17 protein-coding genes are annotated in these 17,508 nt (G+C 63.0%); 2 read left to right on the top strand and 15 right to left on the bottom strand.

Annotation, left to right across the window (positions count from 1 at the left end; genetic code table 11):
* On the top strand, positions 1 to 653 hold a 653-nt coding region (locus ABS88_RS04270; protein ID WP_286749149.1), incomplete at its 5' end, for an FRG domain-containing protein.
* Positions 654 to 874: 221 nt separating this feature from the next.
* Here ABS88_RS04270 and ABS88_RS04265 read toward each other — a convergent pair.
* From ABS88_RS04265 to ABS88_RS04245, 5 genes are all read right to left on the bottom strand, one after another.
* Positions 875 to 1,063 carry a hypothetical protein gene (locus tag ABS88_RS04265; RefSeq protein ID WP_082665232.1) on the bottom strand — a complete coding sequence of 63 codons (189 nt, stop codon included), beginning with the start codon at positions 1,061 to 1,063 and terminating at the stop codon, positions 875 to 877.
* A gap of 69 nt (positions 1,064 to 1,132) precedes the next feature.
* Positions 1,133 to 2,818 carry an ATP-binding protein gene (locus ABS88_RS04260; protein WP_062769975.1) on the bottom strand — a complete coding sequence of 562 codons (1,686 nt, stop codon included), beginning with the start codon at positions 2,816 to 2,818 and terminating at the stop codon, positions 1,133 to 1,135.
* 110 nt (positions 2,819 to 2,928) lie between these two features.
* Positions 2,929 to 3,405, bottom strand: coding sequence for a hypothetical protein (locus ABS88_RS04255; RefSeq protein ID WP_054588738.1), 477 nt, complete (start codon positions 3,403 to 3,405; stop codon positions 2,929 to 2,931).
* 74 nt (positions 3,406 to 3,479) lie between these two features.
* The gene (locus tag ABS88_RS04250) at positions 3,480 to 3,941 is read right to left on the bottom strand and encodes a hypothetical protein (protein ID WP_054588739.1); all 462 of its coding nucleotides are present in this window, start codon (positions 3,939 to 3,941) and stop codon (positions 3,480 to 3,482) included.
* A gap of 11 nt (positions 3,942 to 3,952) precedes the next feature.
* Entirely contained in the window at positions 3,953 to 4,597 is a 645-nt protein-coding gene (locus tag ABS88_RS04245) for a hypothetical protein (protein ID WP_286749148.1), read from the bottom strand.
* Positions 4,598 to 4,784: 187 nt separating this feature from the next.
* Here ABS88_RS04245 and ABS88_RS04240 point away from each other — a divergent pair, with 187 nt between their 5' ends.
* Positions 4,785 to 5,081 carry a hypothetical protein gene (locus ABS88_RS04240; RefSeq protein ID WP_286749147.1) on the top strand — a complete coding sequence of 99 codons (297 nt, stop codon included), beginning with the start codon at positions 4,785 to 4,787 and terminating at the stop codon, positions 5,079 to 5,081.
* A gap of 33 nt (positions 5,082 to 5,114) precedes the next feature.
* Here the strand turns inward: ABS88_RS04240 and ABS88_RS04235 are convergent, their stop codons facing one another.
* From ABS88_RS04235 to ABS88_RS04195, 10 genes are all read right to left on the bottom strand, one after another.
* Entirely contained in the window at positions 5,115 to 5,816 is a 702-nt protein-coding gene (locus tag ABS88_RS04235; RefSeq protein ID WP_234715581.1) for a DUF5983 family protein, read from the bottom strand.
* Between the two features lie 75 nt (positions 5,817 to 5,891).
* On the bottom strand, positions 5,892 to 6,155 hold the full coding sequence (locus ABS88_RS04230; RefSeq protein ID WP_058804208.1) for a hypothetical protein: 264 nt from the start codon (positions 6,153 to 6,155) through the stop codon (positions 5,892 to 5,894).
* A 187-nt stretch (positions 6,156 to 6,342) separates the two neighbouring features.
* Positions 6,343 to 6,732, bottom strand: a complete 390-nt coding sequence (locus tag ABS88_RS04225) for a hypothetical protein (protein WP_234715582.1) — start codon at positions 6,730 to 6,732, stop codon at positions 6,343 to 6,345.
* A gap of 56 nt (positions 6,733 to 6,788) precedes the next feature.
* Positions 6,789 to 7,982, bottom strand: coding sequence for a hypothetical protein (locus ABS88_RS04220; protein ID WP_054588743.1), 1,194 nt, complete (start codon positions 7,980 to 7,982; stop codon positions 6,789 to 6,791).
* 216 nt (positions 7,983 to 8,198) lie between these two features.
* A complete protein-coding gene (locus ABS88_RS04215; protein ID WP_054588744.1) occupies positions 8,199 to 8,834 on the bottom strand; it encodes a DUF8835 domain-containing pootine in 636 nt (211 codons plus the stop codon).
* 33 nt (positions 8,835 to 8,867) lie between these two features.
* Positions 8,868 to 9,092 (bottom strand): zinc finger domain-containing protein, encoded by a 225-nt coding sequence (locus ABS88_RS25120; protein WP_420496811.1) that lies wholly within the window; start codon positions 9,090 to 9,092, stop codon positions 8,868 to 8,870.
* Positions 9,093 to 9,142: 50 nt separating this feature from the next.
* Complete coding sequence (locus ABS88_RS04210) at positions 9,143 to 10,090, bottom strand: hypothetical protein (protein WP_286749146.1); 948 nt, start codon at positions 10,088 to 10,090, stop codon at positions 9,143 to 9,145.
* 88 nt (positions 10,091 to 10,178) lie between these two features.
* Entirely contained in the window at positions 10,179 to 10,661 is a 483-nt protein-coding gene (locus tag ABS88_RS04205) for a hypothetical protein (RefSeq protein WP_054588746.1), read from the bottom strand.
* 313 nt (positions 10,662 to 10,974) lie between these two features.
* Positions 10,975 to 15,270, bottom strand: a complete 4,296-nt coding sequence (locus tag ABS88_RS04200; RefSeq protein WP_058804206.1) for a strawberry notch-like NTP hydrolase domain-containing protein — start codon at positions 15,268 to 15,270, stop codon at positions 10,975 to 10,977.
* 139 nt (positions 15,271 to 15,409) lie between these two features.
* Positions 15,410 to 17,431, bottom strand: coding sequence for a ParB/RepB/Spo0J family partition protein (locus ABS88_RS04195; RefSeq protein ID WP_286749145.1), 2,022 nt, complete (start codon positions 17,429 to 17,431; stop codon positions 15,410 to 15,412).
* Between the last annotated feature and the right edge of the window lie 77 nt (positions 17,432 to 17,508).

The following is a 17,508-nucleotide window of genomic DNA, read 5'->3' as shown; positions in this document are numbered from 1 at the left end:
TGGGCTACACCTCATTGAAGCCGAGTCTTCTTCGATCTGCAAAATCTGGTCGCGTGCCTACAGACGCGACGTTGAACGAACGCTTTGAGCGACTTGTGCGCGCGGAAGCAGCACTTGTAGCGGAATACAAGGCCCGCGGACTTATCGGTCGCGAGAGGCTCGAGCGTCAGCGCATCCTTCGCTGGGCCATGATCCAGCACTACGAGATCTGCCCCACACCACTTCTGGATGTGACGCAGTCGCTGCGAATTGCGGCGTCCTTTGCGACGCATAATGCGAATGGCGAGGCGTATGTTTTCGTTTTGGGTATTCCGAATGTGAGTGGGGCGATCACTGCCAGCGCCGAGGCAGGAATCCAGACAGTGCGCCTCGCGAGTGTCTGCCCGCCAACGGCGGTTCGACCTCACGTGCAGGAGGGCTATCTGCTCGCAGAGTATCCGGAATGCGCTACAGCGGAGCAAAAGTTGCTATATTCTCACGCAGAGATGGACTTCGGTCGGCGGCTCATCGCGAAATTCCAATTTGAGCCAGAAAGCTTCTGGGAAAAAAGTGGGCACTTTCCGCTAGTGGGGGAGAGCGCTCTGTATCCACGAGCATCCGTCGACGGGATGTGTGCGCTGGCAGATGCAGTACGATCATCACTGTCTCTATGAAATTTTTTGGCGCCAACTAAGCGTGCGGCGGACGTCGGCTTTGCACATCAATCTAGAATCTTTTGAACGGCCGACATGGGCGCATTCCCGACCAAATTCCATCGAAGCTCGACGTCTCGACGCTTGGCTTAGGAATCTGACGGACCGACATGCCTCTTGTGACGTCGTTGACCCGACATAAATGGCACCTACACCAAATGTGTGCCCAGGGAATGTCGGCTTCAGGCTACCCAGACCAGCAGATGTTCACCTAGCGGCGGCAATGTCGGAGAGACACGAAATGGCTGAATCGGCTTGCCGGTGCACACGATGAATTGACCACGACCGGTCGCGCCGCGGAGCTGAATCGCAACGGCATAGGCGTGGTCGAACGAGGCGAGCCGCGTCCGAAGGGGTGACAGGGCGGTCATGGATCACTCCGGCTGTGGGGGTAAGGGTAGAAGCGGACGCAAGGTCGCCAGCCTGTCATGGTCCGAATGCTATGCAGCGGTGGGCTCGGTTTCAGGATCAGCGACTGCCAGATCGATTAGAACCTTGGCGACATCGGCCTTGAGGGTGAGTGTTCGACCCTCGGGGATCAGCCATTGGACATCGTCGCGGAAGGCCGATCGGATCTGTTCCAGAAGCGCCTCGTCCTTTCCGAGGAGGAGCTTGTTCGCCAGGTTACGCGCATCGCGGATGAAATCGTCATGCTGCCTGCCCCAGCTGTCGCTATCGCAATCCTCGTCATAAGTGAAGACCGCATCCTCGATCAGCTGCGCGAGCGCCTGCGGCGTGACGATTGCGCCCTCCCGGACAAAAACATGTGCTTCGCCGATATGGCTGCTCGCGTTCGCGCAGACGAGCATATCGACGGGAAGGCGAAGCGTGGCGGCGGGTTCATCGAGCCCGGCGCAGCGAACTATCGGAACATTAAGGGTGATCGCAGTCACCCAGCCCGATTCAACATGATCGAGCATCTGGTCGTCGTCGGCATAGTGGAACAGTTCGCCCTCCCGTTCGACCGCAAAGGACAGGCGGGGGACGCGCGGAAGCACATCATACCATCGATAGCCGGCAAATTTGTCTTCAGCGAAGACAGGTCGGAAGCCGAGCTTCTCCTCGGTCAACACCTTCGCCGCGCATTGTTCGATATCGGCCTCGTGCCTGGGGATCAGGATCATTGGGACAGCTTCGACGCGCTCGTCCTCGACGTAGGCATTGCCGTCCGCGGTTCGCGGGCGCCATGCACAGAGCCACGGGCTGGCTTCGGGAAGGCCAACGCCGAGCTCGGTAGCGCGCTTCCAGTCCTTGAACGACAGGCGATGTTGGCCTTTGAGCGCGATGGTCCGGAAAATGGCCGCCTGCACTTCAACCCGCAGATCGGCGAGTGCGGCATTCTCGACCATCTCCTTGCGCGCGGGCAAAACGAGCTGGAGCGAGGGCGCGTCGACGATGTCGATCCGGACCGTCCATTTCCGCCGTGCGTCGATTTCCCCGATGGCGGGCATGCGGCAGGGAACCTTGATGCCATGAAAATTGATGCGCGGATCGCTCGCGATGTCATAGGAATCGCTGAAGATTCCGATCCGGCAGCCATGCCACTCTTCGATCCGGCAGGCGCCCTTGAGGAAATCCTCGCGCGGCAAGACTGCGCCCTGAAATTCGACGGGCAACGGGAAATGCTTCGCCGCTGCTTCGACCCGCGATTGGAGATTGGGCAACCATTCGGCGGGCATGGCAATGACGAGCTGTGTGCCTTTGCGGACCTCGTAGGCTTCGACCGTTAGGGGATTTTCGCCCTGCCAACCGTCCTTGGGAATCGTGACCGTCCATCCGGCATTGGCGGCTCTCGAGAAGGATCGCACAGTAACGCGCTTGCCGGCGAGGCTGAACACACCCATTCCGGCAGGGTCTTCCCGCCGTGCGATCTGGTCGCTCCAGTCAGAGCGGCCCAGCGTCACGAAGGCGGCGGGATCATCGATGCCGGTGCCGTCGTCTGCAATAAAGAGGGCTGGATTGCCTTCATGCTCGCCGAGATCGACGGCGATTCGCTGCGCACCGGCACGGCGGGCATTCTGGAACAGCTCGTTGAGAACGTCGGTGATCGTCCCGTTGAAGAGGCGCGACACCTTAGTGATAAGCTGCTCGCCGACGGAAGGGCGGATTTGAGCGGGAAGCGTCATGGGAATACTCCGGTTGCGCGGCAGCCTCATTGCCGCCGCACGTCCCCGCCTCCTTTCCTCCCGGCCGATGACGATCGGTCGCGAGCGATTGAGTGCGGGCGGCTCAGGCTTCAGGCGGAGCGAAGTGCCTTCTCGGCCGCGGTTTCGACATAGATTTGCCGCGCGCGCCCGCGACGCCGTTTCCGGATGCGGCCCTCAGCATAGGCCTCAGCCCATCGTTGCGCCTCGGCGGCACGCGCTCCGGCGGAGCATTCGTCCGCTTGCTCGAAGATCGTATAGGCGAGCGCATATTGCTCGCGTTCCGGAAGCGCGAGCAGCGCCGAGGCGATGGGCAAGGTGCTTTCGTAGAATTCGAGAGCGTGGCGACCGCCGCCATGGTGCATCAGTATGGCGAGCCGGCCCTTGCTACCGATCCCGGTCGGCCTCGCAATCATCACATCGTGCGAGGCATAGGTGACGGCGCCAAAACCATCGGGTTCCGCCGGATAGAAAATGCGGTTATCACGATGGGGAAGCGGGTGCGCGAGAATCTCATATCTGTCGAAGTTCTCGACTTTCCGGATGTCATTATGTCCGATGACCGTCATCGCAGGCCCTTTCTGCTGGGGTGAAGTAACTATGCCCAGGGCAGGCGCCTTGGGCGGCTCGTCGATGACGGCAATCAGGCAGCCCGGAGGCTGTCGCGCTGACGCAGACCGAGGTCGATAGCTGAGAGGCTTGCGAACCCAGGTTCGACGGCATCAAAGATGCCGGTTAGGTCGTCGAGGTCGGCCCAGACGCAGGCGTCGCCCGGATCAGGATCGAGCTGGAAGACGATCGGTAACGAGTCCGCGGTCATCTCCCGGAAGAAGGTGCGAATGATCAGCCACTCGATCCGGCGTCCGACTGCCCCGACGCGCGAGGCAAGCGCCGTCCGCTCGACAGGGCGCATCGCGAGGTAGCGCTCGGGCGCAATGAGCGGAGCGATCCGAATGCAAGCAATACGACCGGCGACCCCGGGCGCGTGAACGGTGCCGGCGCTCGCGATACGCTCCACCGCAACACCCTCGGCCGGAACCAGCGCGCGATAGACATAATGGGGCAGCGCCCCCGCGATGCGGGAACGCGAGACAATGACTTTCATCGACGTTCTCCTCAAGCGACCAGCCGCATCGGCGGCGTTCCGGGTTCGGCGAGGTGCAGTTCGCGCCGGATGCGCGCGGCGAGGCGGTCAGGCTCGAGCAGTTCGCCGACCGCGGCCCAGTGGTTGCGGTCGCCGCAATAATCCTTCCGCCCGGCGACGCGGCGGAACATCACTTCACGGCCGGATCCGATGCCAAGCCGGAGCTGGACATAGATTTCCTCGGTATGAAGGATGATCTCGCCGCTGACGGCAATACCGCCCTTGATCGATGGAAGATCATAGGTGCCGTCCTCCATGCAAAGGGCCTCGGCAAGCCGCTTCAGGGCCTTTCGGCCGTCGCTATGGAAGAGCTTCTTTGCCTGCTCGTCGTAGCTGACACCCCTATGCGCCAGCACCACGAGTGCGGATTTGCCGCGCATGTCGGCGATGCGGTCCAAGCAGGCGCGCCGAAGCGCGGTGTCGCCGCCGCCCGTGGCGCCCGCAACGGCACCGAGATGCCGCGCGAGCAACAGTACTGCGGGATCGGTTTCGTCGGGATTGCCGGCATTTCGGCAATCCTTGATCGCCGCGATCAGCGCGTGGAGACAGGCCGGCAGCGTCGAGAGTGCCGAAGGATCGAGCGCCTGCTGGAAGCGGAACGCGATATCGTATGACATGGGACAGGTTCCTTCTCCGGACGCCTATTGCGCCCGCCCCTGTCCTTCCCTCTCTCCTCCCATTTCGCAGGGATATTGAAGGCACCCCAAGTGCCCGCAGCCGCGATGTTCCACATCTGTCGATCGATGGCGAGCGGGAGGCAAGCGAGCGGGCGCCCCTCGGGCTCGGGTTCGTGCAGTGCACGTCGTGGCGCTGCAATTCATCGCCGAGAGGAGAATTTGCGCAGCCGGCGATCGTCCGAATGTGCTAGATTACGTGCCTGCCCAAAATTGCGTCCCGCGGAGAATGACGATGCGCGAACTGGACGAGGAAGAACGCCATCTATTGCGCGCGCTCGATGGCCCGCTTGCGACCGGCGATCTGATCACGATGGTCAGGGATCTCGGCGAAATCCTGCGCAATCGCGGCCATGTGATCCAGGCCAATGTCGCGGAGCTTGCCGCCGATCGGCTGGAAATGCTCGATGCGCGGTCGCAGGCTTAATGGGAATTACGCCAAACATACCAAGGACCGGCTTCACCAGTCATGCTTCGGCAATGCCTCGACGCTGCCAGCGTCGCAGTCGAACAGGATATGGTCGAAGCCATGTGCACGAGCAAATCTCATCGCGGCAAGAAGATCGGCCGGTAGCTTGGCCTGGGCCGGCTCATCCACCTCGCGCGCCGGAACGAACCATCCGTATATGGTACTCGCAACATTGATCGGCCGGTCGGAGGTTGCCGCCGCGCACCATTCATCAAGCATGGCTGCCGTCGCAGTCGACAGATGCGCCGTGGCAATGACGCAATAGTGCCCGGTTTCGGGGCCCAGTGTCTGCATGTCGGCGAGTAGCGGATCGATATGGACGCGGTCAGTCTTGAGATTCTCGCTCGGATGATCATCGAAATAGATGTCCGCGATCGTTTGATCGTCGAGCGTCGCCGGATCGCGCCCATCTTCGATATCGGACCACCACTCGCGGCAATATTCGGCGACTTCCGCCATCAAGGCTTTCTGAGTCAGCGCGGCATAATGGTTGGTGCCATGCTTATGATCGATTGAACCGATGTGGATGTCGAAGCCCCACGGAATCAATCCCCGCGCAAGGCAATCCTCGAACGCAGCGATATCCTCGATCACCGCGGCGCGGGCAGCGTCATCGAGGTCGGCCGGCGTTTCGATGGCGGCACGGGCACGAGCGAGCAGTTGCGCCAAGGCGCGGATGCCAATGTCAGACATGATATAATCCTGTTCGGCTGATGTGAGCCTGCGCCGGCACTCGGCGAACTACGGCGCTTGGGCATGCTGGATCGATCAAATGACAATCGTTTGATCGATCGCGTCGATAACGCAGCGAATATCAGCTGCAGCCATTTCTAGGCGGCGCAGCGCTTCTTTCCGGCAATCACAGCCCTCGCTCGATGCTAGCTCAGCCATGAGAAAGGCAAAGAGCGGATCGCCCAAATCGTGGGTCTCCTCGATGCTTTCGATGTGGGCAAAGTCGCCTTCACCGTATGCGACGGCGCAAATTCGCTGGAATGGATTCAACATCGTCGGAACCGTTTCGGCAATGGTCATGCTCCCAAAGCAAGAAGGGACATGCCGGGCGTCCGGCATTGATCTCGCGAAGTGATGACCTTCACGAAGGATGAGGCCTGTCGGCGCGTGTCGATGACGTCCACGGAAAGGGAGCCTGGGCCGATATTCGTCGCATTCGGTAGCCAGCGACAGCGCCGTTCGCGCCATCGTGGGGACCGATCGACAATCATATCGGCGCGTCGGGATCGTCCATCGGCCTCGCGGTCGCGGCGCGCGAGAGGTCCGGAATGCGCGGGTCGTTGTAAATGCAGTCGAGCGACATCGACAGCGCGTGGTGCTCCGCCCCCTCGGGTGTCGAAGCATCGATCGTATAGACTGCGCTCGCAAAGCAATCGTCGCCGCTGAAAAATGCGACATCGACAAGGTAGGTAGCGACGACGGCGGTTGAGACCGCGCCTCGGCAATGCCTGTCGATGAGGTCCGCGACGCTCGAACGCAGCCCATCGATGTCAGGGTCAAAATCTTCCCACGTCACATCGTTGGGGCATTCGTCGAGGAGATAGTTGGACATGAGGTCCTGCATCGTATCGAGCAAGCGGTAGCGCGCATCGGTCATGGCGGGTCTCCATGGGAAGGAAGCCGCCGGATCGAACGAACCGGCGGCTTCGGACGTCAGTGGGCGGTTTCGAGAAGCTTGCGGGCCTTGCCCTCGACTTCGAGCCGGCTGTCCTGGTTGGTCCTGGTGCGCGCAAAGGCCGTGATGCCCTGCACGAAATCATAGATCGTCTCAGGCGGGCGGCCCTCTTCATTGAGCACCGTCGCGACGATCTTTGCGGTTTCGGCCTTCGAGAAGCCGCGTTTGCGCAGGAACGTCTCGCGGTCCTCATCCTTGCGGGCGACGATGCGCTCGCGCGCGGTCTTGATGCCGCTCAGGAATGGCATCGGCGAAGAGTCCGCGAAATGCTCGAGCGCGGGCGCTGCTTCATGGGCGAAGCGGTTGGCTGCGAATTTCGAGTGGCGGATCTTCACCTCCTCGAAATTCTCGACGCCCCAGAGGTTGCGGTTCATGCACACGGCGCGCAGATAGAAGGTCGCCATGCCGAGCGTCTTCGCGCCGACCTCGGAGTTCCAGCAGTAGAAGCCGCGGAAATAGAGATCGGGATCGCCATTGGGTAGCTTGCCCGCCTCGATCGGGTGCGTGTCATCGACCAGGAAGATGAAGACGTCGCGGTCGGAGGCATAAAGCGTCGTCGTGTCGCGTGTGACGTCGACATAAGGATTATAGTGCATGCTCGACCAGTCGAGCACGCCGGGGACCTTCCACCGCGTTTGCCCGATGCCGTCGCCGGCGATCTTCATCACCGCTTCCACGAGCTCATAATCCCAGATACGGCCATATTCGGGCCCGGTCGCGGCGCGAAGTTCGGTCCGCCCGTCGTCGGTCTGCAGCAGTTTCACCTGCTCGCCGCGGTGCGCGACGAGGCCGTGCTGAAGATTGATGCCGGCAAGCGCAGCCGGAAGCTCGCGAAGATAGGACGCGGGCGCGCCGACGAGGCTGCAAAGCTGTCCGAATGCCCAGTTCGTCGGCGCAACGGGCCGCTCTTCGTCGGGGACCATCAGCGAGAGTCGCTCGGGGCTATCGCTCCGCGCCTCGACACGGATCGCCTTGCTGTCGACGACGCGCGTGGTTGCCCGGTCGGCGCGGGCGCGAACGACATCATAGAGATCGGTCAGCGAGAGGAAGCGCTCGTCGTCGGGACGCGAGAACCATTCGGACGAAACGCGGCCGATGTTGCGGCCGCGGGAGATATCGACGCGATAGGCGCCGCCGACCGGACGGTCGGCAGCGGGGACAAGATTGGTCATGGGAAATCTCCGGCAAGAGTGGAACGTCGAGCCGGACCGAAATCACTGACCGGCTCGCCCCGTTCCCACCCCCTTCCCTCCCGACCGGCAGTCAGATGGCGTGGTGCGCGCTCGTTTGGTCGGTACCGCGCCGGTTCGCCTTGAGCAGCCCTCAGGCGGTGCAGAACGTGACCGTCTTGCCATCGACGCCCATCAGCGAGGCAAGGAAAGACGTGGTCAGCCGAACGGCTTGCCATTCTCCACGAAGGTGTATCCGTTGGCGGTTATCGCCTCATCTACGGCCTGCTCGGACGTCAGATACTCGAATTCGCTTTCGAGGCGCCGATAGAGCCAGCGGGCAAGGTCGCGCAGTGCTTCGATGATGGTTTCTTCCGCGGGGGAACCGAAGGCGATCCCTTCGCGCTCGACCGCGATGTCCATGCAATATTCATGGTAATAGCGACCGCGGTGGCGAATATCGGCGCTGAGCCGGTAGAAATGCTGGCGCTGGATGTAGCGAAGCGCATCGGCGATCTGGTGAAGCCTGGCATCCTGCGGCGCGTAGACCCGGATGGCTTTCGATGATCTGGGCCGATAGGCGTAGCTGCCGGCAAAGCTGGCGCCGTCTCCCTGGCTGGCAAAGCCCGTGAAGAATATCTGCGGCTCTTCGCGCTTTGTGCCTCCGACATGGGAAACCGGGTTGGTGCGAAGCGTGATACCGAGGATGTCGCAGATCGCCTCGAAGTCGCTGAAGACGAAGTCGTACCAGTCATGGTCGAAGGCGCCCTGACGATACCAGTCGCGCGCCTTGTCCTTAGCGCGCTCGTCCAGTTCGTCGAACTGATAGACGGTGATGGGGATGATTTCGGGCATTGCGGAAACCTCTCCGATTGGCGGCGCCGCGGTTCAATCGAACAGCGGCAGGCCCAGTTGAGGCGAAACGCAGCCGAGACCGCAGAGCCCGAGCGGGCACGGTCCATACTTGCCCTCGCGGTCAGCGAGGATGTCGCGCGAGGTGTGAAATTCGACGAATGGCCCGCTATGCCCACTCGGCCGGCGGCAGCCGACACCTACCGCGGCGTGGCAGTTGGGGCAGACAACCTCGAGAATGGGATCGCGGTGCCGGGACATTGTGCAGCCCGGTTTCTGGCAGAGGGCCTAGCCTTTGACGATGTGCGCCATCACGCCGCCTTCGCCACCTTGGCGAACCGCTCATCGACCTCACTGGGCGTGGCGGCGAACACGGTCCAGTCGCCATAGTAGATGCCGTCATATTCGACATAGTCGTCGAAGATGGTCAGGCGCCAATCACAGAGCGGACCCGCGACGTTGGACAATCCGCGTGCGCACCATTCGGCCATGACCGCCGGGAAGAATCGGTCCATGACATCGGGAGCCGCCGCGAACTTGACGTCGCACATATAGGTCGTGTGCACATAGGCGAGCGGGCCGATCACCGGTCCTTCGCTCCCCCAGTCTTCAAGATTTTCGTCGGGATCCTTGCGGCCGTGATAGAGATGCAGGTAGAGTCCGGGCGCCTCCGGGACAGGCGAGGTCGCGTCGGTGTCCCCGGCAGTATCGTGCGGCTCGCCAAGCACGCGCGCCGCAATCCAGTCCCGATAGCCAAGGCGTGTGTCGTCGTTCGCGATCTGGTATTTCCAATCCGCGAGCGGGTGGGCTGGATACTCGGTCCAGGCATCACGTTCCAGGTGAGGCGGGTCGCTCGGCGCGGACTGCCCGAGCGCCGCCGACAAGGCCTCGCTTGTCGAATGCATCTCGATGCGATCCGCGAAGATGGCGCACCAGCCGCCGCCAAACTCGCCCTCGCGAGGTTTGGAGCAGCTTTCCGACCATTCGAAACCGATAGCGGCGCGAAGAAGGGATTCGGCGCAGCACCGATGGATGACCGTTGCGACCGGGTCGGGCTGGAAGGTTGGCGTGCCATAGATATGCGCGATCTGACCGACCCCGTCGATCGACGCAGTTCCCGCCTCGAAACGGGCACCGAAATCGGGAAAATACGCATCGCAGAATATCGTGCCAAGGCCGCTCCACAGATCATCTTCGTCTTCAGGAGGAAAGAGTTCGAGGATTTTCGGGCTTGGCGCCGGTGCGACGATACCGCTCATCATGTCGCTGGCCGCCCCGAATATCTCCTTGAGCAGCGCCAGCTCGGCATCTGTGCAGGCGAAGCTGAAGCTTGCCTCGAGATAATGTTCAGCCATCGCCATTCTCCCGGCACAAGGACGGGCTTTCGCGGGTTCCGATGGACAAGGGCGGCAGAGCGAAATCGCCCGCTTGAAACCAGGCGTTCGCCGCAGCGATCGAACCAAGGTCGTTCAGCTCTCGTTGATTGAGGACGATCTGGTCAGCGTCATTTACCTCGTAGTGTCGGGGCGCCCGATCGCCCGTATGAACCGCGCGCTCGGGTCCGAATGCGCCGGAACACGCGTCCGAGCGCCGAACGAAGGCGATGCCGTGATTGCAGCAGAAGGCTTCGACACATTCGAACTGACCGCCGATCAGTTCATAGGCACAAACCTCCAGGATATGCCCGTCGGCAATATGGGAAAACTCGATCGAATTCCCTTCCCAATCGGCTTTCCCGCCATCGCATTCGATAGCTTCGAGAAGCGCGGGTATCAGATTGCGAGAAATCGTGCCGCCGATCCGGATCATGGCGGATGCCCGGTCTGCCATGGGAACCTCCATCTTCTTGGTGGTCGGCAGACAATTCCGCCGCCACTCCCCGCTCCACCCCCTTCCCTCCTCCGGAGAATTGCTTTCGCGGGGCGAGCATGGAGGCGCGTAGGTTCCGCGTTTGACGAGCCAAGTTCAGCAAGTCCCCCCTCGTCGAGAAGCTCGAATATGGTGCAATCGGTCGGCAAGGTCGCGGGCGGCATGCTCGCCCGGCTTCCAGCACGGGCATCGCGGTGTCGAAACCGTCGACGAACTGCCGGTCGACCTGCCCATAGGCCCGCGACATGACCCTCTCCCTATGAGAGGTTCGATTTCACTGTGGCGGCTCGGCGATGATGGTGCTCAGGATTTCATCGGCCTTTCCCGCCGGGAGGAAGAGCCGGGTCTTGTATGCAATCACCTCGCTGAACGCGCCGCGCGCTTTCAGCCATTCGCGGTCCTGAGGCCGGAAGTCCCGGATCTCGATCCGGCGGCTGTCGTTCACCATCGCCGACACGAGACGTGCGCCGTGCAGCCCAGGGATCAAGGCGCCGTCGCCATGCCGGGCAGCCTCGATCAGTTCGCCAGGCGTGAGCATGATCGAGGAAGTGAGGCCGAAAGCCGATTGCAGCTTCTCGATCGCCCCGGGCATGACGATGCGGCCGAGGATCGACGTCCCCGCCGCGTCGTCGATCCGCCAGACACGAACGTCGTCCTGCGGCAGTTTGTTCCAGACGGGGAGCAGGAGACCCGTTGCGACACTGATCGTCTCGATATCGACCTTGTCGAGCGCCTCGGTCACTTCGGCTTCCCAGAAGCTCTGGAAGCTCTTGCGGTCGATCTCCTCCCAGTGCGTGTGCGCGAGCCCGGCAAGCTGGATGCGGTTCGAACCTGTCGGGCGGACAAGCTCCATCATCTTGACGGGCCTCCCGTCGTCGTCGGTGATCGACCAGGACGGAACGCAAAGGGCGACGCGCCCGGAACGGCTGTTCCGCAGAGACCGGCCATCCGCGGAACCGCCCCAGATCTTGTCAAGGCGCGCCCACCCCGTGACGCGCGGTTTGAGGTGAAGCTCGAGGCGGAGCAGCCGGGTCTCGGCGCCGGATACCGGATCCTCCCTCAGCACCTGCTGCGAGAGCTCGACGATACGCTCGGCGCGGATCGCCTCGACGCCAAGATCAAGCGTGCCGGCCTCGCGAGCGGCGTCGACGCGGGCCTGGATGAGCCCCATATATTCCTCGAAAATGGCATCCTGGGTCGCGATGCGTAGCGCGAGGATGCGGTTCAGCCAGCGCTGGATCGGCGGCAGCTTGTCGAGCAGGGTTCCATTCTCGTCGACGAGCTTCAGGCCCGTGATAATCTGGAACTTCTCGAGACCGATGCTCGCGAGCTTGCCGGCATGGAGCAGATGATACCATTGGGTCAGCGCTTCGCGAGCATAGCTGCTTTCGAGATTATCCGCGGGGTCGAATAGATTCTGGCCGCCGGTCTGACGCTGGCCGCGCGTGAGCGCGCCGAGGGTATCGAGACGGCGCGCGATGGTGCTGATGAAGCGGCGTTCGCCCTTGCAGGTAGTCGTGACCGGCCGGAACACCGGCGGCTTCCACTGGTACGTCCGATGCGTGCGGCCGAGACCCTGGATCGCGATGTCGGCGCGCCAGCCCGGTTCGAGCAGGAAATGGATGCGCCGCTTGTTCGCGGTCGGACAATCCAGGTCGGCGTGATAGGAGCGCCCGGTGCCGCCCGCTTCCGAGAAGACGAGGATCGGCTTGCGTCCTGACATGAAGGCGTCGGTCTCGGCGATATTGGAACTGGCGCTGCGGCGCTCGAGCTTCTGTCGGCCTTGCCCGTCAATGACAACGCGACGGCTGCGGCCAGTGACTTCTGCGACCGCGTCGGTTCCGAAATGCGCGATAAGGAAGTCGAGCGCGGCCGGGACCGGCGGCATCGAACAGAGGCTTTCGACCAGATTATCGCGCGCCTCGACCGCTTCCTGGCAGAGGACAGCATTGCCGTCGCCATCGTGCATCGGCTCGGAGCGCAATGCTCCGTCGGATGAGCGAAAGGCGCGCATCTGACGCGTCGGGAAGGCTGTCTTCAGATAATCGATCAGCGTATCGAGCGGCGAGACGTCGATCGCGAGGTTGGCGCGTTCGTCCGGCGAAAGGCCCGCAAGGCGGCGCTCGAGGATCGCCTCGGCCGTGCTGGTCAATTGCACGACGGCGACATGGCCTGCTGCCAGCTCCTCCTCGATCGAACGAACGACGGTCGGCATTTTCATCGCGATCAGCACTTGGGAGAAGAAGCGCTGCTTGGCGCTCTCGAACCGGCTGAGCGCCGATCCCTTGGCCATGGCATTCATCGTCTCGCCCGACATGCGGTCGACAATGTTCGACGCCTTCAGCACCTCGTCGAGGTTCTGGTGAACGATCGCCCAGGCGTCGGCATAGGCATCGTAGATCTCTATCTGGTCGGGCGTCAGCCGATGCTCGAGCGGGTCATATTCTACGCCGGCGAAACTGAGCGCACGCGCCGTGTAGAGACCCATGGACTTGAGGTCGCGGGCGACGATTTCCATCGCCGCGATACCGCCGTCGGTCATCGCAGCGAGAAAAGCGTCGCGGTTCACGAAGGCCGTGTCGGGCCCCCAAAGCCCGAGCCGCGAGGCATAACTCAGATTCTCGGGCTTGGTGGCGCCGGTGGCCGATTCATAGACCACCCGGGCGCGCGGCAGTGCGTTCTGCAGGCGCACTCCGGCCAATCCCTGTTCAGACCCCTTGGCCTGGCGATATTCGTCTTTGGTGCCCGCCGCATTGCCCATCGAATGGGATTCGTCGAACAGGATCACGCCCTCGAAAGTGCCTTCCGCCCATTGGAGGATCTGCTGGAGACGTGAGCATTGATCGTGACGCTGCGAGCGGAGCGTCGCATAGGTGAGGAAGAGGATGCCGCTCGCCATGCCGATCGACTGCCCAAGCGGAAAGGCATCGAGCGGCTGGATGTCGATCGGAAGGCCGCCGAGCGCGGTCCAGTCGCGGCGCGCGTCTTCAAGGAGCGTCGCGCCCTTCGATATCCAGACGGCGCGGCGGTTGCCGCAGTTCCACTGGTCGCGGATGATAGCGGCGCCCTCGCGGCCCTTGCCGACGCCGGTGCCGTCGCCGATGAAGAAACCCATGCGATAGGCGTGCCCGTCGGCATCCTCGCGGAGTTGGTCGCCCGCCTCGTTGGGCACGAATCGGCCCGGCAGGTCGCGCGAGAAGGCATCGCCAGCATAGATGATCGCTTCGAGTTGGGCGTCGGACAGCGCGCTGCTTGCCCGCTTCTGGAAGAGCGGCCGATATCGCGGGATCGGCGGCAGCACCGACGCCATGGCAAGCGATTCCACGAGATTGTCCGGATGCGGCGTCGCGCCCGGTATATCGATGCGCGCAAGCCGCCAGGGAGCGTAGATGCCGACCGGATCGCCGACCGGAAGCGGCGCGTCGCGAACCGAGTAAGCAAGCGGCTCGGCGCGATCGTCCTTCGCGGCGATCCGCGACGGCGCGATGACCTTGGGGCTCGCGAGCCCGGAAAAGAGCGATGCCGATCCGGATTTGAGCGCCGGACGGAACGGGATCACCGCCGGGGTGGCCGGGGGCGGCTCATCGGACGATCCCAATCGCGGCGGGAGCGCGAGCACGATGGGCAGCGCCGCCTCGATCGAGTCGACGGTGTGGCGTTCGGTCTCGCCGATCCAGCCCTTGTCGAAGACGATCAGCCGAACGGCGATGCCGGTGCCATGCTTGACGTACGGGCGGCCGAGAATGGTGATCTCAACGCGCGGACGTCCGATCTCGGCGACCGAGACATAGCCGCGGGCACCGCTGCCGTCGTGCGCGAATCCCGGCGACATAATCGCAACGCAGCGTCCGCCGTCGGCAAGACGGAGGAGCGCGGAGCGAAGGTGGCGAGCGCCGGCATGGCGATCCTCGCCGCGGCCTTCGCTACGGCTGAAGGGCGGATTGATCAGGACGACGGTCGGACGGACATCCGGCGGCAGCCGGTCGTGAATGAATTCGGCATCGTGTGTGGTGACGTCGCTGTTCGTCACGAGAGCGAGCAGTGCGGCGCGGCAGGCATCGCGTTCGTTGAGCGTTACGGAGGCGCCCGTGGCGATCGCGCGGGCGGCGAGCATGCCGATGCCCGCCGACGGTTCGAGCACATGGTCGTCGGCCGTAATCGCCGCTGCACGTGTCGCTAGCCAGCCCAGCGCGTCTGGCGTGCTGAACTGTTGCATCTCGACTTGATGCTCGCTGCGATAGGTCTGCGTTGGTAGCGCCTTCTCGAATGCAAGAATGGCTGCGAAGGCATCTTCGGGCGGGCAGTCCGGGTTCTGGTCTTCACCGAGCGACAACATGTTCGAAGCCTGCGCCGCTTCGAGCGCATCATAGGCGTCGCGCATCGACCAGTGTCCGTCGGCATCGGATCCGCCGAACGCCTCCGACATGAGCCCTTTGAGCAGCGAACGGGTGACCGAATGCGGGTCGGCGAGCCGGGATTGCAGAGCCCGCGCTACGCCGTGAAGACGCTCGGCCTTTTCCCGGGCGCTGGAATCAGGGGTCTCGGCGAGATTGAGAAGCGGAAGGGTCATGGAAGATCTCCTGAACGGGCTCCGGGGCACCTGCCCCCGCCGCACACAGCCCTCCCCCCTCTCCTCCAGGGTGGAAGGCGGCATGAAAAAGGGGCCGCGACGCGTGGTCACGGCCCCAATCGAGGTCGGCTTTGCCGGGTCAGGCCGCGTCGGCGATCGGTTCGTCCTCGTCGCCATCACCGACCGCTTCGTCGTCGAACGTTATTTCGGCGGCATCAGCAGGCTCCAGGTCGGCATCGTCGTTCGCCAGCGCAGCGACGGGATGCTCGAAGCGCATCGCGTCGGGAAGCCAGGCGAGCGCCTTTTCCTTGACGTCGGCTTCCACGATGATGTTGCCCGCGAAGAGCTGTTCGGCCGAGGATGCAAGGAGATCCTTCTTTGACGCGCCATAGCGTTGGCCGAGTTCGCTGCCGCCAATTTCCGCGAACAGGTCGAGGATCGTCGTCTTGGTGAGCCGCTTGAAGTAATTCTTCGCGGTCGGTCGCCACCAGGCGGCGACATCGATCCCGAGCTTGCAGCCGAGATGGTCGACGAAATCGCTGCCGGTCGTCTTGGCGGGCACGGCGTGGATCGTACGGGCGATCGCCCAACCCAGCCATGCCGCGCGTGCTTCCTCACCAAGCGCACAGAAGGCATCGTAGCGGCCAGTGACACCGGCATCGGGGTCGATCCAGCTCCGATCGAGTCCGGCTTCGAGCTTAGCCCATTCCTCGGCCGCCGTCGTGCCGCTCTCGAACCCGATGACGCGCGACGGCGCCGCATCGGCCCTCAGTTCGCTCGCGAGATCGCTCGCCCCGTAACGCCGCTGCGCGGCATCGACCATCACGAACGTCCCGAGATCGAGCGCGAACCGCGGGTCGCTGGCGACATGGACGCGGAGCAGTTCCGCCTTCATCGTTGCGAGTTCGTCAGCAAGCCGCTGGCTGATCGCGGGTTTGCCTGATGCTCCGCCAGGAGCCGCATCGTCGCGGTCATCGTCTGAGTCATCGGTTTCGCTCATCGCTTCGGGGGTTCGGTAGACCTGATGATGAACCCGGGGCTGGCCATCCTCACCGAGGACGACGAAGGCGAGCGCCGAGGCCTTCTGGTCATCGGACAACACCGGCGGACGATTCTGGATTTCACGGAGTTCGGATTCCAGATCGCGATAACGCTGTTCGTCATCATCGGTGATGCCGTCGTCGCTTTCGTTCGCGGCTTCGCCGATGATGGTCATTTCGGCCTCGATCTCGGCGCAGCGCGCTTCATCCTCTGCCGTGGGTGGCGGAATCTCTCCGCGAACCGGGCTCAGACCGTCAAGCTCGATGTAGGAGACGCGCGTCGTCGGCAGCGCACGGATTTCGGCGAAGCCCTCGCGTTGGCGCAATGCTTCAGCTTCGACCGCAAGCTTTTCTTCGACAAGGCGATCGAGAATGTCGCCATCGATCCAGTTTTCCGACGCGCTGTCGGAGAAGAGGTCGGAGTCGATCCGTCCGCCCGCTTCGAGATAAGCTTCGCGGCCGACAAGCAGCGCCTTGGGGTCACCGCCGCGATAGCTGCCGGAGGCGAGCTCGCGCCGGATGGTGTAGACGTCGTCCCCGTAATAGCTGTCCTGATACTGCTCGAACACACGGGCCTGACGAACGGTGTCGGACGTGCTGCCATAGGCCTTGGCGACCTCGAGCGTGATGTCGCCCTTGCGGAGCGCCTCGAAGATCGTCTCGTGAAGATCGGCGAGACGAACGCGCCCGAGCACGAAACGCTCGGTCTTGCCGAACCGCGCGGCAACCTGCGCGGGGGTTTTGCCTTCCTTCTCGATCATATTCTTGAAGGCCGTGCATTCATCGGCGGCGGTCATCGGCAGCTTCTGGTTTTCAGCGAGGCTGAGCTCGATGGCGTTTTTCGCGTCCGGCATCACCATAACCGGCACGCAGAAGTCTTCGGGAAGCTGGCCCTTTTCGATCAGGGCATGAACCCGCGCGAGACGCCGGCCGCCGCCGAAAATGCTGTAGCTGTCCTTCTTGCGTTTTATTGCGGTGCCAATCAGGTTCTGGAGCACGAAGCCGGCTTGGCCGATCATCGCTTCCAGTTCGGCGTCGGCGTCGGAGTCGCTTTCCGTTCGGACATTCAGCGGGGAAGCGACGCAGTTACGCGCAAGCGCGTATACGATCGGATATGTCATAGTCCGTCTCCTGGCGGCGGAGGCCCGACCATCAGGCCACTCGGCGCCGCCAGTCCCCCACCCCCTTCCCTCCTTCC

The organism is Sphingopyxis sp. SCN 67-31, assembly GCF_001725095.1.
The sequence above is the reverse complement of the archived record's forward strand: the minus strand, read 5'-3'. Positions and strand labels throughout refer to the sequence as shown.

Bases quoted from the DNA above. Each gene is read 5' to 3' on its own strand.
- ABS88_RS04265 (WP_082665232.1), bottom strand. From the start codon at position 1,063: ATGACCGCCCTGTCACCCCTTCGGACGCGGCTCGCCTCGTTCGACCAC.
- ABS88_RS04260 (WP_062769975.1), bottom strand. From the start codon at position 2,818: ATGACGCTTCCCGCTCAAATCCGCCCTTCCGTCGGCGAGCAGCTTATC.
- ABS88_RS04255 (WP_054588738.1), bottom strand. From the start codon at position 3,405: ATGACGGTCATCGGACATAATGACATCCGGAAAGTCGAGAACTTCGAC.
- ABS88_RS04250 (WP_054588739.1), bottom strand. From the start codon at position 3,941: ATGAAAGTCATTGTCTCGCGTTCCCGCATCGCGGGGGCGCTGCCCCAT.
- ABS88_RS04245 (WP_286749148.1), bottom strand. From the start codon at position 4,597: ATGTCATACGATATCGCGTTCCGCTTCCAGCAGGCGCTCGATCCTTCG.
- ABS88_RS04235 (WP_234715581.1), bottom strand. From the start codon at position 5,816: ATGTCTGACATTGGCATCCGCGCCTTGGCGCAACTGCTCGCTCGTGCC.
- ABS88_RS04230 (WP_058804208.1), bottom strand. From the start codon at position 6,155: ATGACCATTGCCGAAACGGTTCCGACGATGTTGAATCCATTCCAGCGA.
- ABS88_RS04225 (WP_234715582.1), bottom strand. From the start codon at position 6,732: ATGACCGATGCGCGCTACCGCTTGCTCGATACGATGCAGGACCTCATG.
- ABS88_RS04220 (WP_054588743.1), bottom strand. From the start codon at position 7,982: ATGACCAATCTTGTCCCCGCTGCCGACCGTCCGGTCGGCGGCGCCTAT.
- ABS88_RS04215 (WP_054588744.1), bottom strand. From the start codon at position 8,834: ATGCCCGAAATCATCCCCATCACCGTCTATCAGTTCGACGAACTGGAC.
- ABS88_RS25120 (WP_420496811.1), bottom strand. From the start codon at position 9,092: ATGTCCCGGCACCGCGATCCCATTCTCGAGGTTGTCTGCCCCAACTGC.
- ABS88_RS04210 (WP_286749146.1), bottom strand. From the start codon at position 10,090: ATGAGCGGTATCGTCGCACCGGCGCCAAGCCCGAAAATCCTCGAACTC.
- ABS88_RS04205 (WP_054588746.1), bottom strand. From the start codon at position 10,661: ATGGCAGACCGGGCATCCGCCATGATCCGGATCGGCGGCACGATTTCT.
- ABS88_RS04200 (WP_058804206.1), bottom strand. From the start codon at position 15,270: ATGACCCTTCCGCTTCTCAATCTCGCCGAGACCCCTGATTCCAGCGCC.
- ABS88_RS04195 (WP_286749145.1), bottom strand. From the start codon at position 17,431: ATGACATATCCGATCGTATACGCGCTTGCGCGTAACTGCGTCGCTTCC.